Origin of the sequence: Streptococcus mitis, from assembly GCF_946190155.1 — a bacterium.
GTDB lineage: Bacteria > Bacillota > Bacilli > Lactobacillales > Streptococcaceae > Streptococcus > Streptococcus mitis_CL.
In genome coordinates this window covers 1-20748 of record NZ_CAMHZL010000007.1, presented here as the reverse complement: position 1 = coordinate 20748, position 20748 = coordinate 1, and the positions used below count along the sequence as shown (strand labels likewise).

Below are 20748 nucleotides of genomic sequence, written 5' to 3'. Positions count from 1 at the left end.
TTTCTCCTCTTATGGAAAATGAGTCACGATTTCACCTTTTGGAGTGACCTCAACCAGCCCCATCAGGAGATTCCGTACCATATCAGCACGAATTTGCTCTTTCATCGTTTCAAAGCCTGCATAGGCTTCTTGATAATATTCTACAATTGGGTTTTTCTGTGCAGCAGATTGGCCACCGATAGCCATAGATAACTGTTGTAGATAGTCTACTTGCTCCACCCAGTTATCATCGATAGCCTTGAGTAGAGAGAGTCGTAAATACTGTTCATACAAGTCATGTTGTTCCAGTAATTCCTTCTTTTCAGAGAGTTCTCTACCCACAACTTGTCGAATAAAGGAGCGGACTTGTTTCTGATTAGATAGGTCTAGATTATCTGGAATCTCCTTTACATGGAAACTGATATTAGTAACAATAAAGTGAAACAACAATTCACGACTGGCATAGTGTTCAGACGATACCGCTTCTGTATATCTCTCAATGATATCTACAACTACATCTTCTAAGTCACGAGAACCATCTATTAGACGATTGCGTTCCTTGTAAACCATATCACGTTGGATATTCATGCTCTCCGCATACTCTAAGGTCTGACGACGGGCAGTTCGACCAGCACTGTCACTGGCATGTTGAGCCCTTTCAACTAGATTACGATACTTACGACCTTTGAGAATTTCTGGTTGCGTCATATCTTGAACTTGGTAATCTTTGTACTTTTTATGCACCCAAGAAGGACCAAATTTCTTAATAACATCGTCCTCTAAGGAAACAAAAAACTTACTCATCCCAGGATCTCCCTGACGGCCAGAACGACCACGGATTTGAAGATCAATCCGCTGACTCTCCATCCGCTCTGTTCCAATGACAATCAAGCCACCAAGCTCTGCAACTCCCTTACCGAGTTTAATATCCGTACCACGTCCTGCCATAGACGTAGCCACTGTTACTGCCCCCATCTGACCTGATTCCGCGATAATTTGGGCCTCACGCGCAGCATTATTGGCATTGAGAACGTTATGTGCAATCCCTTCACGGAGCAAGAGAGATGAATAAAGTTGAGACATTTCAACTGATCCAACAAAAACGAGTAAGGGATTTCCCTTAGCATGATACTCTTTGATGTATTCCAAAGACGCATAAACTTTCTCTGGTAAAGTTATATAGAGATTATCTGGATAATCAATCCGTTGTCTAGGACGATTGGTTGGAATCCGAATAACGGCCATATTATAAGTCTCAAGAAATTCTTTTTCTGCTACCTTTCCTGTCCCCGTCATCCCAGATACTTTTTTAAACATCTTAAATAGACTCTGATAGGTGATTGAAGCCATGGCCCTCGTTTCAGGAGACAACTTCACGTGTTCCTTGGCTTCAATGGCCTGATGGAGACCCCCCTGCAATTTGGTCATTTCCATTAAACGACCAGTCCCCTTATCCACCAATACCATCTCATTTCCACGAATGATATAGTCCTTATCTTTAGTAAAGAGCTTATGAGCTCGAATTGCATAGACTAAATGGCGAGCAAAAACCGCATGTTCTTCCTTGTAAAAATGATCTATTCCTAAGAAGCTTTCAGCAGCTTTAGCTCCCTTAGTAGTAAGCCATACCTCCTCCTTCTCCTCTTTGAAAATATAATCTTCCCCCTCGACCAGCGTTGTCACCAGTGTATCAATGATTGCATAGTAATTAGACTGAACACGGGGAGAACCCGCAATAATCAAAGGAGTTTGTGCACTATCAAGCAAGATATCGTCAATTTCATCAATAATGACATAGTTAAAAGGTCGCAAAAACTTACCTTCTTCATTCGAAGCCAGATTATCATTTAGGTAATCAAAACCTAAATTACCATTGGTTGTGTAAATGATATCCGAAGCATAGATCAGTTTCTTTTCTTCTGCTTTCATTTCCTTCTTTGGATCCCCTGTAAATGGGACCCCAATAGTCAAGCCTAGGAAACGATAAACTTGGCCCATTTCCTCTGCATCCCGCTTTGATAAATACTCATTAGGCGTAACAACCATCACACCTTGACCTGAAAGAGCGTTCAAATAGACCGGCATGGTGGCTGTTAGGGTTTTACCTTCACCTGTATTCATCTCAGCAACATTTCCGTAGTGCATGACAATAGCTCCCATGACCTGAACATCATAGGGAAACATACCTAAAATCCGCTTGTCTGCTTCACGCACCACTGCAAAAGCTTCTACTAAAAGGTCATCTAGACTTTCTCCCTTGGAAAGACGCTGACGAAACTCCACTGTTTTAGCGACTAATTCTTGATCCGAAAGAGAGGACATCTTGCCTTTTAAGCTATTGATCCTCTTTAAAATCTTTTTCACTTTCCTAAGCTGGAAATCTTGACCTAAACGTCTAAACACTTCTAATCTCCTTGATAGAAAAATGATAAAAAGTTAAGGATTCAAAACCAGCACTTAAAAGAGAAACTTGATAAGTATAACTGTCCTCTGGATAAGTAAATATGAAATCTTTCACTTTTTCTACCTTTTCTTCTAAAATATCACCATAGCGGTCAAAAAAAGTTATCTTGGTATAAACCCCATTTTCAGGCTGACAATCAAAAACCAGTGATAGTTGATATTCCTGATTTCTTTTTAGTAAGGGAAGCTGGGGCTGAGTCCGTGCAGCCTGGTAATTGACACTAGAAAGCCAAGTCTTGAGAATTTCACCAGATGGCAATAGAGGATTATAGAGCCGAACACTTTTGTCAGGGTAATAAGATACAGTTGATCCGTACATATAAGTCCCACCAACTTCTCCCCAATGAATGGACTGTCTTTGTGTGATAATCATTCTTTCTCCCTTCCAAAACCACTTGCTAGTACCATCCGATAAAAGTGGATAAACCAAGCAACATTGGTATCTGTATCATCATTGTGTCGTCCAGCAGTTCCTTTAGACAATATCTTCGCACCTGTATTACATAAATAAGACACTAATTGTTCATAAGCTTGTGGATCCATATCTTCATCCTTCATGTAGGACAAACCAAAGGTTGTCTTTGAAAAATTTGCTTGTTTAAAGACCTTCCAAAAACGCTGATCCAACTTTAACATGTGATTAAGACTTACTCCTCCAGTTTGATGTTTTAAAACATCAAAACTCGTAGGAAAAACTCTAGGACTTGCTAAACGTCCACGATTGGCTATAGTTCCTAGATTAGCCAAGGGTTTTCCGACTATAATAGCATAAGGCTCAAAAGTAGCTCCATAATAAAGTGAAGGAAATGTTCCCATAGAAAGACCTGATAAAATCAAATCCTGACGCTCAAATCCCAAATAGTCAAGATAATGAGCAATCGTCTCTTTGACCTTTCCCTCTAGCTCATCGGTTCCTAGATAAAAAGCTCCCCCCTCTAAACGTGGATCGGAGAATAAGATAAAGGGACATCCTAGACTTTTCATCATGAAGTAACCTTCAAAACCTTCCGCTGGACGAAAACCTGCAAAATAAACAGCCAAAGGCGGTTTAAAATCACCTGGGTGGAAAAAATAGTTTATTTCATCGCGCTTAGAATCATGTAGGATATTTCCACCCAATACAAACTTCCCAAATTGTTTTCGGCTCCAACGTTTATGAAGATTACCTAGTTTGATTGTTCCATAGCCTCTTGCCTCAACAGATATCGAGAGAAAATAGTCTCCATCTCGACTATCCATAAAAAGTGCTTTCTCTAAGTCATTTTCTGATACTATTATCTCTTCGAAAAAATCATCAACAGATCCACTCCAAATCTTACGGATAAGCAGACGAAAATCACAATTCCCTTGTTTCTCATACTCAAGCCACAGCTCAATAGGAAGTTCTTGTTGAACCATGATATTATAAGACCAGTATGCAAGTTGAGAAAAATCTTTACCAAAATCCCCTTCCAAACTGATATAATCAAATCCTTGATAAGAAATAGCCCCTGTAAAGTTTGAATTCACTTGTATCGTCGAAGGAAAAAGTTTATCACCATACCCACCGCCAAAAAGAGATTTACTCAAGTCATTGATTAATTGTTGGGGACTTGAAAAATCAATTGCTTGTGCACACCGCTTTTTTAATAAATCAAGAATACCCAAATCTGTCGTTTTAAAACCTTGATTATAAAAAAGAGTATGAGGCTCAATATGATGAACAAAAGGCAGTAAATCAGATAAATACTGACCATCCTCTATCAAAATAGAATGAAAACGTGTTATTTCTTCCATCTCCATCATTTTACGAAGGGCTAATGGTGAGTTAGGACAGAAATAATACCAATCCATGTTTTCAGGAATTTCATAATGATGATCCCAATTATCAATCCCTATCTGTAGGATTTTATAGTCCTTTGACATCTGTAACCTCCTCAATCCAGTGATGTAATTTATCTAAGAAACGTTGTCCAGTGTGCTCCTTAATCTTATCAATCGAATAAATCAAGGACTCATTCCACTCTTTCAACCTATCTGTATAATAATGTGCAGCCTTAGAAAATTCTGTCACATCTGTCAGCAAATAACCATTTTTTAAATGTTCAACATAGACGGTTTCAACTAGGTTGATTTGAGGAATCCCTGCACTAATCCCAGCTATCTGTGTGTAGAGATGAGGATGACTATTTAAATCCACAATCAAACGAACAAACTCTAGTGTTTTTATCAAATCTAACTCATCATTCAAGTTGACAAACTGTATGCGTAAGTCCTGGTGTTGATTTTCTTCCAGAGGATTTTCTGCATCACCATAATCAATCGACTTTCCCAGACTTTCAGATTTAATATTTTCTTGGATGAAAGACTCAACAATTCCTTCAACCTCATTCATTTGCTCCTGACTAGCAGCAAATGCTCCAAAAATCACCTCAGTATCCTTATTTTCAGCGACAAAGGACAAGACTTGAAGCAGAGCTTGGCTATCAATCCCCTGTTCAAAATCCAGTTGATAGTAAATGATGGATTCTTTCTTAGTTTGGCTTCTCCCCAATCGTAATCGGGTATCAAAAGATGATAAATGATAAAATTGATGCATTCGTTCAGGATACAACTCCTGCAACAATCGTAAACTATCCTCTCTATCCACCAAAATCAAATCAGATTTTTCAAAAGTTAAATCTAAATCCCTAAAGGTATCTTGAGGATTACGTCCAATGAAAAGACTCAACAGTTTCGGATTTTTCTTAGGTAATCGGTCTAAGACCAGCTGATCATGATGAGAATGAGAAGGAAGCATAAAAATATCCTGGTCCTTCACATACGTTTGCAGATAATTCTCAAAAAATTCTGCCACCAAATCTCCCATGTTTTGGTAGATAAGCGATTTAAAGCGATAACCAAAAATTGGATTGATTTCTACCCGTCCGCCTTCTTTTAAACGCTCTCTAAATTGCCAAACTCCCTTGGGATTCAGATATTCTTGATAGGCCGCTTGCCCATCTTCAAAAAAGATAACACTCGATACAAACCCACGATCATCCATGATATAGTGCATATCTACTTGACCATTGGGTTTAAAATACTGTATATCACTGATGAAGCCTTCAACCCCATGTTCAACCTTAGCAAATTTCTTCCCATTTTTTTGAACGATAATCGTAAAGGGACTATAAATAAATTCACAGTCATCATCCCACTCAATATCTCTGATGCTTAAAACTTGGGTATGGAGATTATGAAAATCTTGCATAACATCAAAAACGGAATAAGTATCCGTTTCCAACACCCCATGTCTATGTAAAAAATAACGTAGATGAGGCTGGTAAGCTAATACTAATAGACGAGAATCTATATCTTGCTCTTGAAAGAGCCGAATCTGGTGAAAGGTATCATCAAACTCTAGACGAAAATGAGAAAAGTACCATGGAGTGATAGTTGCATGCCATGTTCTTTCTGAACCATACCAAGCTGGAATAAAATAATACATAAAAGTCTCCTAAATCAAGGGTTTATAGGTTTCATTTAGCCTTAAAGCCTTGACCTCGTCTCTAATCGTAAAAATCATGCCCCCAAACATCATAAACAAGCCTGGAATCATTGCTAATCGTAATAACTTTTCATCAAACAAAACAAAAAGCATGGGACCACCTGCCATGATCACATTAAAGAGACCACCTATGACTGAAAAACGAAGGACCAATCGATTAATAAATCGACTAGTGTCCTCTCCTGGATAAATTCCATAAATGTATTCTCCAGATTTTTTCATGCGGTCTGCAATCTCTTCTCCATTCATAGTAACAAATGCAAAAATAATACTAAATAAAAATAAGACCGAAATATAAACATAGACCCACAAAGGCTTCCCAACCATAAATTCCTTTGATAAAGCCGCTAGCCCTGAATGATTAGGCAAAATAAATCCCAACAAGATGAACAGATAAGCTGGTACACTAAGAAAACTCATCACATACATATAAGGCATCCCACCTGCAGGATTCAACATGATTTCGAGATAAGAATAGCGTTTAAAACGATTGTGTAAGCCAATTTTATTAACAGGAACCAAATAGCGAGCTCGATACATAATGGCAAGTAAATAAGAAAAGACAACGGTTAATAAAGCAAGTAACACAATAATCCCTGTTGGAATATGAACCGTTTGAAATGTTTCAATAACATCCTGAGGGATATTTAAAACAATACTGGATAGGAGGATTACAATAGAACCCCCAATCCCCATACTGGCATTTAAATCTGACAACCAAACAAGAAAAAATGTTCCTGCTATCAGTAACAAGGTATTCATTAGAACAACCAAAATTGCCGAGTAGGAGGATTGAACTGGTAAGCTCAAGCTAACTGCCAAGGATTGAATAACAGCAATTAGCAAGGTCAGATACATTTTTCGACGATCTTGAATTTCAATCGCTGTAGAACTTAGCCCCAATTTTTTAGAATAAGAAAACATCTGCCACAAAATCATAGCTGACATCCAAGGGGATAGTCCAACAGAAAAAATTGACAAACTTCTTAGATTTCCACCTGTTAGGGCTGCTGAGAAGGCTAGATAGGCTGTTGAACCTCCTAAAAAATCTTTACTATTTAGGTCAACAAAAGGGAGAGTAATTCTGCTTCCTAATATATAAATAAACAACAAAAACAAAGTTGTTAGTCCTTTTTTTACTACCATCGATGAGTAAATTTTTTTCACGAAATACTCCTTTATTAAACTTTAGTTTCAATCTTTCTACTTCTACAGACATACACTATATTATTACTTACCTTTATATGATAAAGTACTGTTTCTTAGTAAGGCAGTCAGAACTATCTAAGATTTATTAAATACTAGTATTATAAAAAACATTCCTATTAACAACTCTCAAAAGGAATATATATATCCTTCCAAAAATATTCAACTAAATTCTCAATTAGTATGACTAAGTCTTAAACAAGTAAATCATTGAAAATTATAATTACTAACATAAATTTAACTGGCTGTTTGAAGTTCATTTCTTAATTTGCATACCTCAAAATTTATATGTAGCAAAATCTCTTATTTGTTCAAAAGATTCAAATATTCCGTATAATGTTTGAAAATACCCGTATCTTCTAAATCAGCTTCTTTGGCTTGCTGATAGCTCACTTGCAGACTATTTAATACATTTTTCTTTTTCTCTACTACATTCCAACACTTCATAGCATAATCGCAATACGTTCTGTCAAACATTCAAATACATCTGTCAATAACTTTTCATTGATATTTGTACTAATGCTATTTAATCCCACTCTAAAATTATAAAGCGATTTATGAATATATGTAGAATAACGAGATTCCTAAAATAGTCTATAATTAGTTCTTGAATCTTCGATATTCTTTCCCTTAGGAAATGAAATAAATTCAAATAATCTACTAGAAAATAGAATACCCCAACTCGTCGTAAAAGATAAATTTTGACGTTCTAAAAACGGTAATTGCTGGAGCAATTCCTCCCCAATATAATTTCTCTCGTAATAGTCATCAAATAAACATTTTGTTCCTGATGAAATTCTTTATAATTGGAGACAACAACTTCCGAATCATTTAATAAAGCTACTTTATACAAATCCTCCACATAAGTTGGATCAATCCAACCATCCGAGTCTATAAAGGATATAAATTTACCTTGGGAACGTCGAAGTCCTTCATACCGAGTATCTGATAAGCCATCATTAATTAGTATAATCTCTATGTTTAAATAGGTTTGTTTAGCAGTACTATCAAGACACATCTACACATCTATAGATAGTTTTCATCATTATAAATCGGAATAATTAAACCGATGAATTCATTATTCATGTCTTCTCGAATTTCTAGCAAATTTATACATTCTAAATTTAAAAACGAAAGTTATTCAATAAACGCTCTACTTACAAATTATATTCATTTAACCATCTACTTTTATAAAATATAGATAGTTCATCCTAAAATCTATAATATCATTCAATATATTAATCTAGAATTTTAATATAGTAAAGATATGTCAAAACTTAATTGTTGTCTCTAATTGAACTAAATAAGCATTATTCGCTGCTAAAACAATTGATTTCCTCATGACTTTCCTTCCATAAAACTTTTAATCATTTCTACCATTTCTTCAGGGCTATCATGATGACAAATTCCAAAATAATCTTCTTCAGGTATAGTCAAACAACGGGTATTATCGAAAGTTAGTATTGGCTTTTCAAATTTCTTTACTAAATCATAAATATACATTAATTTCTGATCATGATTCAAATCTAAGTAAATATCGACTTCTTTTAAACGTTTTTCTATTAACAAAGGAAAATCATTAGGATAGAGGGTTACATTATTAAATGTTGCTAATCTCTTTAATTCATCTGCCATAAAAGTATGAGCACAAATATAAAAATGTACTTCTGGTAATTGTTTAACTAGGTAATCCATTTTTTCTACACACCAAGAATTTGTCAAATTCATACAAGTTAATTTTGGTTTATATACTTGTGCAGAATAAAGCTCACCCTTCTCTTTCCAAGTAGATACAATATAAGTCCATTCCATAAAAGAATAGTTCCACCAATTTTCTCGCAAGCGACCTACAGAAAATTGATTCCATGGCTTATCTTGAGAAATATAATGTAAGATTTTAGGGAGCGGGTTAATTGATTTTTCCAAGATCCAAGCATGTCCTTGTTCTGCCGCACCTCTATCAAATCCTATTTGGTAATTAAAAGTTTCATCAATTTCAATATAGGAATCAAAGAACAACATATTTAAAATAGATTGATCTCCTTCACCCACATTTTCATGTTCTTTTTCTGTTAAATCAATTAACTTTTGTCTAATATTTTCAGCTTGCCATTTTTTATTATTTATTAATAATACTCCAGCATTAAAACCAATTCCAGCACCAAAACAAGAACGCGTTGCAGCTAAATAATTTTCCCCTAAATCTAATTCAAATAAATCGGTCAAATCATCTGTTACCAATAAATCACTATCTAAATATAAAACTTTATCTTCTGTTACAAAATCTGGAATATAATAACGGGCAAAGGTCATATGATTGATATGAGGCAGTTTATTTGACCAATTCATTTGGAACTGTTGCCCAATAAGCTTGCAATCAATCAAGTCTCCTCCCATCTCTTGAATATACATTCTTAATCTACTGAACCATTCTTGAGGAATGTCCTTGTTTAGTACATAAATTTTTAAGTGACTATTGTGTCTACAGATTGATTTCATAGCTGTTTCGATTTGTCGAATATAAGCGTAATCACCTGCAAATACTACTGCACGTTTGGTATTTCCCATTTTAAATCCTTATCATTTATTCTAACTAACATTATTTAGTGTCCTGCATACATTAAACCAAATAGATTTTTCTATCATCTTTACATAAAATCAAAATCACTTGATTCACTTACTCATCAAGTAAACATAATGTTTCCTTAATCCATTTCATCGTATCTGTTGATGATAGATTTTTATCTTCAAGTTCTTTTTTTCGAAATTTTAACAGGGATACAAAATTGTCTACGTATCGACCAACTTCTATATTTCGAGCAGCAAGAAGAGCTATAAAATTTTCACGTTGCTGTAAATCACACTTGATCTTGAGTAAACTAAAATGTCTCGTCGAGCCTTCACCTGTTCTATAAACATAACTATCTCTATTGATATAGACAGATTTAGGTGAGATTAGATAGATTTTAAACCAAAATTCCATATCTTCACCTAAACTAGTTAGAGAATTAAAACGAATATCCCCCACAACATCTTTTCTTACTAACTTTCCGCTTACAAAACGATATGAATGATCGAAAGAATCCAAATCAATTAATTCATTGATTAATTCTAGATGATGAAAGACTCGTTTATCGTAACCTCTTTGAAAAGAGTGAACATACCAAGTATTATCTTCCATAGAAAATCTTTTATATGTTGAAATTGAGACTGACGCAGATTCGGATACTAGAGCAGAATATAGAACTTCTAAATAATCTTCCTCAACCCAGTCATCTGAATCAACAAAAGTTAAATAATCACCTCTGGAATATTCAATTCCTAAATTACGAGCAGAGGAAACTCCACCATTTTCTTTCCTATAGTAATGAAAACGGGAGTCACTCTCTGTATATTCCTGACAAATTCTTCCTGAATTATCTGTAGAACCATCATCAATCATAAGAACTTCAAAATTTGTATAAGTCTGTTTAACAAGACTTTCCAAGCAAAGTCCAATATAACTTTCAGTATTATAAACTGGAATAATAACACTAATCAAAGATTCCATACATTTCACCTACAATCTTAAAATTATAGAATAAATCTTTATTTATCTAGCAATATAGTTGTTGGGTAGCCTCCAGGTAAATCATGAAAATGTTTCTTCAAATTCCTGTTCATAATAGACTCATTTTATTTAAAATATCTATTATTTTAGAGAGATACCCTCATTAATTTCTTTATTTGTCTAAAAATGTTCAATCAAAATTGTGAACTCATTAATCATACTTATAAGTTATTCTAATATCCTTGCCATAATCTGACTATTATAGGTCTCATCCTCAACGAACTCAATATCTTGATCAAAATTATACTCTGCTGTATGTTTATGTGAAAATTTAACCTTGGTTTTAGCACCCATCTTCATCCACTCATACTCGGAGTCAATATGACCAATATCTAAGACTTGGTAACCTTTTCGACTTAAATGATAGGCTAAAACTTTTGCTGTAGGACCAAGCATACATAAAATCAAGCGACCAGTCGCATACTTTTCAATTTCTTGTTCAATTTCATGAACTCTAGAAAAGGCACTATGAGAAGGACAAATAATTCGCTTAATAGAATTTGCCTCATCGAATAAATCATTTCCGACACCGGAACGAGAAGTCGCACCTTCGACTATTAGTAAGTCACGGTTTTCCCAAATGCTTTTCAATTTTTCAAATTGGGCTTTAGCTTGACTTTTGTCCTTAAAATCGATATAAGGTCGAGATACAAAGGTTGAGCCATACCATGAATCACTACATAATTCTCTGTAAAAATCCATATAATGATCCATATGTTCTTTCCAAAATGGAATCGCCCACGATGTAAACTTAAAACGATCTGTAAAAGCATCAGGAAGGCACACAACTAAATCTTCTCGACTTTCTTGGCCGATGATGTCCCTCATGATTGAGGTCAACTCTTCATCATAATCCTGGTAGGGAATCGAATGCCCTGCAAGCATATTGATTTCTCCATCTCCAAAACGAACTAAAGAAGACTTGTTCTCAATAATATAATCCAAGGTTTCATCTATTCCTTTCACCTGGATTGGATCAAGCTGTTTTTCTAGCATATCCTTATTGATCAATTTTTGCAAATCAACCAACATTCGTTCAGGATGTTCACTTGAATACAACCTTTGACCATTATTCCCATTTTGAGATTTATAAAAGGCTAGTACGGGTTTAGATAGATAAGTCATTTCTGCAACAATATCGGCTGTTGAAGTCAGTAGGTTGATATCTAAATAAACATCCATCTTTTCCTTCAACTCTTCTAGCTTATCTCTAGAAATTGCTGGATAGAGCTGAATATTGGGATAACGATTAGATAAATCATATAGCTTTGGCCCCATATCTGTCCAGGCAGCAACTTGAAAAACAACATTTGGCAACTGTTCGGCCAAGTAATCCAGCTGTTCAATATCCTGAGAAGCCGTAAAAGTCAAACAAGTTAAACTTGGAACTTGTCGAAAACAGGTAAGATATCCGTTTTTCTTAAAATCTTTAATGGCATCAATCATAAAGGAAACTTTCCCATTTTCGAAAACGGTTTGTCCTATATCTCCATGCCGAGTCGATTGAAAAGCCAATAGCGTTTTTTCTTGTTCTCGCAAAGATTTTAAAAAGTTTTCATCTGCACTACCATGGTTGATATCCAAATAAAGACTTATTGACTTTTTCAACTTGTCTAATACAGGAGGAACAATCTGTGGATGCAATCTCACATTATCATATACTGCCAATCTTTTTAGCTTATCTCCCATATCCGTCCAAGCAGCGATATGAAATACCACATCTGGAAGCGCTGTAACTAACTCCTCTATTCCTTCTAAATCTTGGGAATTCGTTAAGGTTAAGCAAGAAAATTCCTTATCTAGAGGCGATATTAGTTCAAACTCTCCTATATGGTGTTGTAAAATCTGACTCCACTCCAAATCATGAAATTCCCACCATAAATCACGATAACGATTGGCTATCAAGGTGGTCCATGGCTTTCTGTAGGTCGTAAAATGAATCACTACTGGTTCGTCATGAAAAGCTAAATGACCTTGCCAATTATTATACAAAGCCACAATATCATGCCCCACTTGTAAATTATAAGTTCTGTCTAGCTCTAACCAATCATCTTGTAAGACCTGATTAAATATCGTTTGATCGCCATTAAAATGCTCAAAACGACCTTCTTCAACTTCCTTTATTGTTAGGATAGACTGTTCAATTAACCGTTCTTTTAGTTTCTCTTGACGCCATTTCTCATTATTGATTAATAGAACACCTGTATTAAATGTAATTCCATCTGTATCTTTAACAGCTGCGAGTGATTTTTCCTCTAAATCAATACCGAATAGTTTATCTAATGAAGTATTCACAACCAAATCACTATCTAGATATAAAACCTTATCTTCAGAAATATAATCCGAAATAAAATATCTAGCATATGCAATTACACTAATATGGTCTTGCTTAGTCCAATCCTGAAAAATAGCCTGTTCTGGCAACTTAACATCAATAATCTCACTGCCTAACAATCGAGCTATTTTTCGTGGTTTGCGGAACCAATCTGGCATAATATCTTGATTTAAAATATAAATCTTAACATCTCGATTGTGGTATAGAATAGATTTTATAGTTGTTTCTAACTGCCTGGTGTAATTATGATCCCCAGCAAGTACAATTGTTTTGTTCATTTCATTTCCTTAATCAATTCCCAAGTGATAGATTGTATCTACCAGTAACTTTTTAGTGAAATATCCCTCTTTTAGCAAATAGCTAAATGTCTTGATACGATTCGTCATTTCTTGATATTCTTGTAGATTCATTTTATCAACTATCTCATGAGCTTCTTCCAGACTATTCACCACAAAGCCCAATCCTTGATTTACTATAAATTTAGCAGTTGATAAGTTGCTCGGTACAATCACTGGGATACCAGCTGTTAGATAGGTACTAACCTTATGAGATATATTTAAAGTATAGTATTGGTTACTTTCTCCATCATTTTGGTGAGTTCCCCAGACAAGACCAAATCCACCTTTTGATAATTCTAGTAACAGTTCCTCGTCTTTTTTCCATCCTTCAATACTAAGATTTCTAGCATTAGAATTAGCTTCTCCTTTATTTGAAAATACTCTCAATAGCGTATCTTGAGACCAATTTTGTAAGTCTGGAAAACGCTCTAAACTGCCAGCAAAAAAGAGTTCTTTTTTAAACTCTGGGGTATATAGGGATAAATCATGAGGATGATCCCACATACCTTGAACGAGGATTTTCTTAGTTGTCAATCCTTCTTCAATCAGACGTTCTTTCATTCTCTCTGATGGGACTATCAAAATGTCTGACAGGTTATACATGTACATGTATTCTTTCATGAGATAATAGTTACTATCAAACATGAGAGGAACAACATCATGGATAAAGCAAATAATTTTCACCTGCATATCCTTTAATTTGTCAAAAAATAGACGATCAAATTCAAAACCATTCCAGCTTGGAGACTGAAAGACTAATATATCTCCAATAGAGATACTGGCCATAATCCCATCCAGACGCTTATTCATTTCAGATAAGCTATCTGAAGCAATATTGTAAAAATAGATGCCAACCTCTCTAAATCCCAGTTGACTGGCTATCTTTTGAACAGCATTTTGCGCTAAGATAACCGTACTATCACCTGCCATACCGTATAAATTCGTTAAATGTAGTTTCATATTGTATTATCTCATTTTTTATTAATATCTACGGAAGGAAAGACATTTTTTCCATCATCCTTCTATAAATCTCTGTGAATTGCATATTTTGTTCTTCTAATTTTGCTATTACTCTTTGTAGTCTATTTTTATAAACCAAAATATAATTGGTCAAGTCATAATTTAAACTTGCTAAACCAGCGAGTTTTTCGTCCCTAGCCTCTATTTCATCATATATACGCTTTTCTCTCCATGTATTCAATAAAGTGCCAGTAAAACCAACACGGTACCAGTAAACACAACGATTTAAATAGACTACCTTAGACGCTCTTAGAAGAACCTTCCATGTCCAGTAAATATCCTCTGCAATTTTACCTATAGGAAATGGTAGAGTTTGTAGTAACTCTCTCTTGAATAACTTCAAGACAGCTACAGTCCAGTTCCCATTTTTGACTTCTTCGACACCTTCCCTATCCATGATTGCTTTTCCTAACTATCACTTCCAGAGAATCATCTGGATCCGTAACATAAGTCATATATACATAGCGTGTTTCATCATAAGAATTATAACGCCCGATACTAATATCTGCATTTTCCTTTTTCAAAATAACGAAAACGAGCATCCTTAGCAACATATTCTCTACAGATATCTGCTGAATTGTCTGGAGAACCATCATTGATTAATAAACACTCAAAATTTTGATACGTCTGGTTCTGAATACTATCCAAACACTGTCGCAAATAGTTTTCAACATTGTAGATTGGAACTATAATACTGATTAATTCATTCCCCATACTATAATCATTTTTCTCCTAAAAATTTTTTTATCTCTGTCACCATTCCATTTGAATCTTCTTGTCGAAAAACTTTGCTAAATCCACTTGAATCATGATTGGTATTCTCAAAAGCATAAACAGGCTTATTCTGTTCTATTGCTCTATTAACAATACCATCTACCTCTCCCCAATGGTTGATATCTAAATAAATATCTGATTTCTTCAACAAGTCCTCAATAATATCATCATGATGAACATTTGTATATATATTTACATTTTCATAACGATTGAAACTTTCAAGATAATCTGAAATATTTGTTTTAGCTGCTATATGAAAAGCTACCTCTGGCAGATTCTGAACAAGATAGTCTAAATTTTCTAAAGTGTCTGAAGCTGTTAAAGTAAAAACATGAAACTGGTGTTGTTTCCTAGGAATAATTTTCAAATCCTCTTGAGAAGTAACGATAGAATTAGCTGGTATATCTTTATAAATTAGGGCATTTGCTCCAATAATGACATTATCTCCAATCGTCACTCCTTTTAAAATGACAACATTAGTCCCAATCCAACAATTTTTTCCAATAGTTATTTTGTCAGCAGTAAATTGAATTTTTTCGATATGATAATTTGAATATTTATGGTTATGGTCAAAAATCCTTACCCCATCTCCAAACATAGTATCTTTACCGATTTCAATTTCTTTACCACAACGAATCGTACAATGATCATTAAAGAAAACTCTATTTCCTAGTGTTAATTTAGCATTATCAGATACTTCCAAACTTATAAATGAACGAAATGTAACATCTGTTCCTAGTTCAATGGTAGCAGTAGGAGATATCTCTATATGATGAAAATCTCCTAATAACTTTACAGAATCTTTAAACTCCATGTCGATCTTCCACTTCTCTTAATTTCTCAATCATTACCTGAACCTGGTCAACAGCATATACTTCCTGATCTACTTCATAGGATTTGGTATTTTCAAAGGCTAAGATAGGCTTGCCAAGTTTAGAAAATTGATTTAAAATCTCCTCTGTCTTTTCGCCATGATTAATATCTAAAAGGACTTGACTCGTCTCTATCAATTCATTGTCAACATCTACCAGATAGTGAATCCCGTTAAAAATGGTCACATTTGGATGAACTGTCAGTTGAGACAATCGGTCACTGACCATGACTCTAGCTGCAATCTTAAATTGAATCTCTGGTAAGGATTGAAGCAATGTTTCAATTTGTTCAATATGGTCTGAGGCTGTGTAGATGAGACAAGTGAACGGTTCCTTTATCGGATAAAGGTGAGATTTTTTTAATGGATGTAAATGATGATTTTGTCCCAACTCTGTCCATTCAAGCCCATGATAATACCACCAGACATCACGATAGGTTTGAGCTGCCAAATCTTTCCACGGTTTCCGATGAGAAAGATAATGAATAATAGCAGGATAATCCTGACCTTCAGGTAATCGATAATCAGTGAACTGCTTATGAATGACAATATGATTATAATCAAAGTCTAATTCCAACCATTTATGTTCAAAAAGCATATTCAAAATACTTTGATCAGCCTGTTCCACCTTATCGTGCCATTCATTGGTTAAATCAATTAATTTTTGTGTCATATTGTCTTTTTTCCAAAAAGCATTGTTTACCAATAGAACACCTGCGTTAAAGATTTCTTGACCGAAATAGGCTTTACCCCCGAAATCTCGAACAGCAGCCAAAGGATAATCTTGTAAGTCAGTAGCAAACAAGTCATCCAGATTTTTCGTTACAAGTAAGTCACAATCCAAGTAGAGGGCCTTGTCTTCTTGCACGAAATCAGCTATGAAATAGCGTAAAAAAACAGTGTAACTAATATCTGTCTTATACCTTGAAATCTGCTCGAATGTCACCCGACAATTGATAATTTCTGAATCGAACTTCTCTAAGCGCTTATTTATTTGCTTAATCCATTCATTTGGAAAATCGCTATGAATCAGATAAAAACGAAGCGAACGATTGTGGTAACAAACAGACTTAATAGTCGTTAAAACTTGGTCTACATAGGCATAATTCGCCGCTAGGACAATGGCTTTCTTTTGTGTTTTCTTAGTTTTTTCAAGTTGATCTAGTAGATGTTTTTTTGCCTCAAACTCTTTATAGGTGGGAGTTTTTTCTAAACCACTGCCCTTACCATTAGAAAGACTTCCTTCTAACATCTGACGATAAATAGCTAAATGTTTTTCTAAAGGATATCCTAGACTGGCTAATAAAGTGATACGTTCAGACATGGAATCAACCAAGGCATGCATCCATTTTTCTGTCCAAGTCCTGGACAAACTATTATTTCTGATGCGATAAGAATAGATCCCTTTATGGATATAAGCAATCTTTTCAGCCAACAAATAAATCTTTTGATTGAGGTAACCGTCTTCTCCTAATTTACCTACATCGAAGCGTAACTGCTCGAACAATCTTGCCTTATAGAGTTTACCCCAAGCAGATATCAAAGCAAAATTCTTCATTTCTTGGGATTCATATAAGTTCTCAAAGATAGAAATATTGTCATATACTTTCTCATAATAAGAGTCGCCTAATATATGAAAGTAGAACATTCCCTCACTTTCGTTGAAAGAATAATAATTCCCAACTACAATATCTGCCTGATACTCAATTATTTTTTTGTATAAGGTTTCTACATAATCTAATTCAACCCAATCATCTGAATCTACAAAAGTTACGTAAGTTCCAGTCATTCTACCTAAACCTGCATTTCGTGCATCAGATATACCACCATTTTCTTTTTCAATATAAACAATCCGATCATCTTTTTGTGCATACTCTCGACAAATTGTACCCGAATTATCTGTAGAGCCATCATTGACAACAATAATTTCAAGATTTTTATATGTTTGTTTTATGATACTATCTAAACATTTATTCAGGTAATTTTCAACATTATAAACTGGGACAATTACCGTAATTTTTTCAGTCATGAAACCTTTCTCCTTCCTTAATATTATAACATTTTTCACCCTATTTTTCAGCCTCTATTTACTTTTAATATCAAAAATCCCTTGGATGATTTTCATCCAAGGGATTCTTCATAAATCGAAATAATAATACTTTCTATGTATTTTTAATACGATTATTCTTCATCATCACGTTTACGGCGTTTCGCAACCAATCCAATACCTGTAACTGCTGCTAAAGCTCCTAAAAGCACGGATGATTTGGAAGCTTCTGTACCTGTATTCGGCAATTGCTGTCCAGTCTTACCTGCTGATTCTGATGCGCTTGTGCTTGCTGACTCTGATGCACTTGTTGATGCCGATTCAGAAGCCGATGTGCTTGCTGACTCTGACGCACTTGTTGATGCCGATTCAGAAGCTGATGTGCTTGCTGACTCTGATGCACTTGTTGAGGCTGATTCAGAAGCTGATGTGCTTGCTGATTGGCTCGCACTTGTTGACGCTGATTCAGAAGCTGATGTACTTGCTGACTCTGACGCACTTGTTGATGCTGACTCAGAAGCTGATGTACTTGCTGATTCTGATGCACTTGTTGATGCTGATTCTGACGCACTTGTTGAGGCTGATTCAGAAGCTGATGTGCTTGCTGATTGGCTCGCACTTGTTGATGCTGATTCAGAAGCTGATGTACTTGCTGACTCTGACGCACTTGTTGACGCTGATTCAGAAGCCGATGTGCTTGCTGATTCTGACGCACTTGTTGACGCTGACTCAGAAGCGGATGTACTTGCTGATTCTGATGCACTTGTTGATGCTGATTCAGAAGCTGATGTACTTGCTGACTCTGACGCACTTGTTGAGGCTGACTCAGAAGCTGATGTGCTTGCTGACTCTGATGCACTTGTTGATGCTGATTCAGAAGCTGATGTACTTGCTGACTCTGATGCACTTGTTGATGCCGATTCAGAAGCCGATGTACTTGCTGATTCTGATGCGCTTGTTGATGCCGATTCAGAAGCCGATGTGCTTGCTGACTCTGATGCACTTGTTGATGCTGATTCAGAAGCTGATGTACTTGCTGATTCTGACGCACTTGTTGATGCCGATTCAGAAGCTGATGTACTTGCTGATTCTGATGCACTTGTTGACGCTGACTCTGATGCACTTGTTGATGCTGACTCAGAAGCTGATGTACTTGCTGACTCTGACGCACTTATTGATGCTGACTCAGAAGCTGATGTGCTTGCTGATTCTGATGCGCTTGTTGATGCTGACTCAGAAGCTGATGTACTTGCTGATTCTGACGCACTTGTTGATGCTGATTCAGAGGCACTTGTTGATGCTGATTCAGAAGCGCTTGTGCTTGCTGACTCAGAAGCGCTTGTGCTTGCTGACTCTGACGCACTTGTTGACGCTGATTCAGAAGCTGATGTACTTGCTGACTCTGATGCACTTGTTGATGCCGATTCAGAAGCCGATGTGCTTGCTGACTCAGAAGCTGATGTACTTGCTGACTCTGATGCCGATGTACTTGCTGACTCAGAAGCCGATGTGCTTGCTGACTCTGATGCACTTGTTGATGCTGATTCAGAAGCTGATGTACTTGCTGACTCTGACGCACTTGTTGACGCTGACTCAGAAGCCGATGTGCTTGCTGACTCAGAAGCTGATGTACTTGCTGACTCTGATGCCGATGTACTTGCTGACTCTGATGCCGATGTGCTTGCTGACTCTGACGCACTTGTTGACGCTGATTCAGAAGCCGATGTGCTTGCTGACTCTGACGCACTTGTTGATGCTGATTCAGAAGCTGATGTGCTTGCTGACTCTGACGCACTTGTTGAGGCTGATTCTGAAGCCGATGTACTTGCTGACTCTGACGCACTTGTTGATGCTGACTCAGATGCCGATGTGCTTGCTGACTCTGACGCACTTGTTGACGCTGACTCTGACGCACTTGTTGATGCTGACTCTGACGCACTTGTTGATGCTGACTCAGAGGCACTTGTTGATGCTGATTCAGAAGCGCTTGTGCTTGCTGACTCAGAGGCACTTGTTGACGCTGACTCAGAAGCGCTTGTGCTTGCTGACTCAGAAGCGCTTGTGCTTGCTGACTCTGACGCACTTGTTGACGCTGATTCAGAAGCTGATGTACTTGCTGACTCTGATGCACTTGTTGATGCCGATTCAGAAGCCGATGTGCTTGCTGACTCAGAAGCGCTTGTGCTTGCTGACTCTGATGCCGATGTACTTGCTGACTCTGATGCCGATGTGCTTGCTGATTCAGAGGCACTTGTTGATGCCGATTCAGAAGCCGATGTGCTTGCTGATTCTGACGCACTTGTTGACGCTGACTCAGAAGCGGATGTACTTGCTGACTCTGACGCACTTGTTGATGTCGATTCAGAAGCCGATGTGCTTGCTGACTCTGATGCGCTTGTTGACGCTGACTCTGATGCCGATGTGCTTGCTGATTCAGAGGCACTTGTTGATGCCGATTCAGAAGCTGATGTACTTGCTGATTCTGATGCACTTGTTGATGCTGATTCAGAAGCTGATGTGCTTGCTGATTGGCTCGCACTTGTTGACGCTGATTCAGAAGCTGATGTACTTGCTGA

The 20748-nt window shown here is 36.3% G+C and carries 13 protein-coding genes and 1 pseudogene; all 14 read right to left on the bottom strand.

Annotated elements, in window-relative coordinates:
• Positions 1-9: 9 nt before the first annotated feature.
• Entirely contained in the window at positions 10-2382 is a 2373-nt protein-coding gene (secA2, locus tag N8O80_RS06855) for an accessory Sec system translocase SecA2 (protein WP_261027402.1), read from the bottom strand.
• Positions 2375-2815: an accessory Sec system protein Asp3 gene (asp3, locus tag N8O80_RS06850; RefSeq protein ID WP_261010786.1), complete on the bottom strand. Its 441-nt coding sequence runs from the start codon at positions 2813-2815 to the stop codon at positions 2375-2377. The genes secA2 and asp3 overlap by 8 nt, the downstream gene beginning before the upstream one ends.
• Positions 2812-4347, bottom strand: coding sequence for an accessory Sec system protein Asp2 (asp2, locus tag N8O80_RS06845; RefSeq protein ID WP_261027401.1), 1536 nt, complete (start codon positions 4345-4347; stop codon positions 2812-2814). Before asp2 ends, asp3 begins: the two co-directional genes overlap by 4 nt.
• Positions 4331-5911 carry an accessory Sec system protein Asp1 gene (gene asp1, locus N8O80_RS06840; protein ID WP_261027400.1) on the bottom strand — a complete coding sequence of 527 codons (1581 nt, stop codon included), beginning with the start codon at positions 5909-5911 and terminating at the stop codon, positions 4331-4333. Before asp1 ends, asp2 begins: the two co-directional genes overlap by 17 nt.
• Before the next feature lie 9 nt (positions 5912-5920).
• Entirely contained in the window at positions 5921-7138 is a 1218-nt protein-coding gene (gene secY2, locus N8O80_RS06835) for an accessory Sec system protein translocase subunit SecY2 (protein ID WP_261027396.1), read from the bottom strand.
• Between the two features lie 748 nt (positions 7139-7886).
• On the bottom strand, positions 7887-8195 hold the full coding sequence (locus tag N8O80_RS09780; protein ID WP_369010948.1) for a glycosyltransferase family A protein: 309 nt from the start codon (positions 8193-8195) through the stop codon (positions 7887-7889).
• A 320-nt stretch (positions 8196-8515) separates the two neighbouring features.
• Entirely contained in the window at positions 8516-9745 is a 1230-nt protein-coding gene (locus tag N8O80_RS06830; RefSeq protein ID WP_261027394.1) for a glycosyltransferase family 8 protein, read from the bottom strand.
• Positions 9746-9854: 109 nt separating this feature from the next.
• Entirely contained in the window at positions 9855-10727 is an 873-nt protein-coding gene (locus N8O80_RS06825; protein WP_261027393.1) for a glycosyltransferase family 2 protein, read from the bottom strand.
• Between the two features lie 228 nt (positions 10728-10955).
• The gene (locus N8O80_RS06820; RefSeq protein ID WP_261027392.1) at positions 10956-13400 is read right to left on the bottom strand and encodes an SP_1767 family glycosyltransferase; all 2445 of its coding nucleotides are present in this window, start codon (positions 13398-13400) and stop codon (positions 10956-10958) included.
• Between the two features lie 9 nt (positions 13401-13409).
• Entirely contained in the window at positions 13410-14420 is a 1011-nt protein-coding gene (locus tag N8O80_RS06815) for a sugar transferase (RefSeq protein WP_261027391.1), read from the bottom strand.
• Between the two features lie 28 nt (positions 14421-14448).
• Positions 14449-15194: pseudogene (locus tag N8O80_RS06810) on the bottom strand (glycosyltransferase family 2 protein).
• Between the two features lie 7 nt (positions 15195-15201).
• Positions 15202-16068: an acyltransferase gene (locus tag N8O80_RS06805; RefSeq protein ID WP_261027389.1), complete on the bottom strand. Its 867-nt coding sequence runs from the start codon at positions 16066-16068 to the stop codon at positions 15202-15204.
• Complete coding sequence (locus N8O80_RS06800) at positions 16058-18154, bottom strand: glycosyltransferase (RefSeq protein WP_261027387.1); 2097 nt, start codon at positions 18152-18154, stop codon at positions 16058-16060. The genes N8O80_RS06805 and N8O80_RS06800 overlap by 11 nt, the downstream gene beginning before the upstream one ends.
• 152 nt (positions 18155-18306) lie before the next feature.
• Positions 18307-20748 (bottom strand): LPXTG cell wall anchor domain-containing protein (locus tag N8O80_RS06795; protein WP_261027504.1); only part of this gene is annotated, 2442 nt, incomplete at its 5' end.

Bases quoted from the DNA above. Each gene is read 5' to 3' on its own strand.
- N8O80_RS06815 (WP_261027391.1), bottom strand. From the start codon at position 14,420: ATGAAACTACATTTAACGAATTTATACGGTATGGCAGGTGATAGTACG.
- N8O80_RS06825 (WP_261027393.1), bottom strand. From the start codon at position 10,727: ATGGAATCTTTGATTAGTGTTATTATTCCAGTTTATAATACTGAAAGT.
- N8O80_RS09780 (WP_369010948.1), bottom strand. From the start codon at position 8,195: ATGTGTCTTGATAGTACTGCTAAACAAACCTATTTAAACATAGAGATT.
- N8O80_RS06800 (WP_261027387.1), bottom strand. From the start codon at position 18,154: ATGACTGAAAAAATTACGGTAATTGTCCCAGTTTATAATGTTGAAAAT.
- N8O80_RS06830 (WP_261027394.1), bottom strand. From the start codon at position 9,745: ATGGGAAATACCAAACGTGCAGTAGTATTTGCAGGTGATTACGCTTAT.
- N8O80_RS06820 (WP_261027392.1), bottom strand. From the start codon at position 13,400: ATGAACAAAACAATTGTACTTGCTGGGGATCATAATTACACCAGGCAG.
- asp2 (WP_261027401.1), bottom strand. From the start codon at position 4,347: ATGTCAAAGGACTATAAAATCCTACAGATAGGGATTGATAATTGGGAT.
- N8O80_RS06805 (WP_261027389.1), bottom strand. From the start codon at position 16,068: ATGGAGTTTAAAGATTCTGTAAAGTTATTAGGAGATTTTCATCATATA.
- asp3 (WP_261010786.1), bottom strand. From the start codon at position 2,815: ATGATTATCACACAAAGACAGTCCATTCATTGGGGAGAAGTTGGTGGG.
- asp1 (WP_261027400.1), bottom strand. From the start codon at position 5,911: ATGTATTATTTTATTCCAGCTTGGTATGGTTCAGAAAGAACATGGCAT.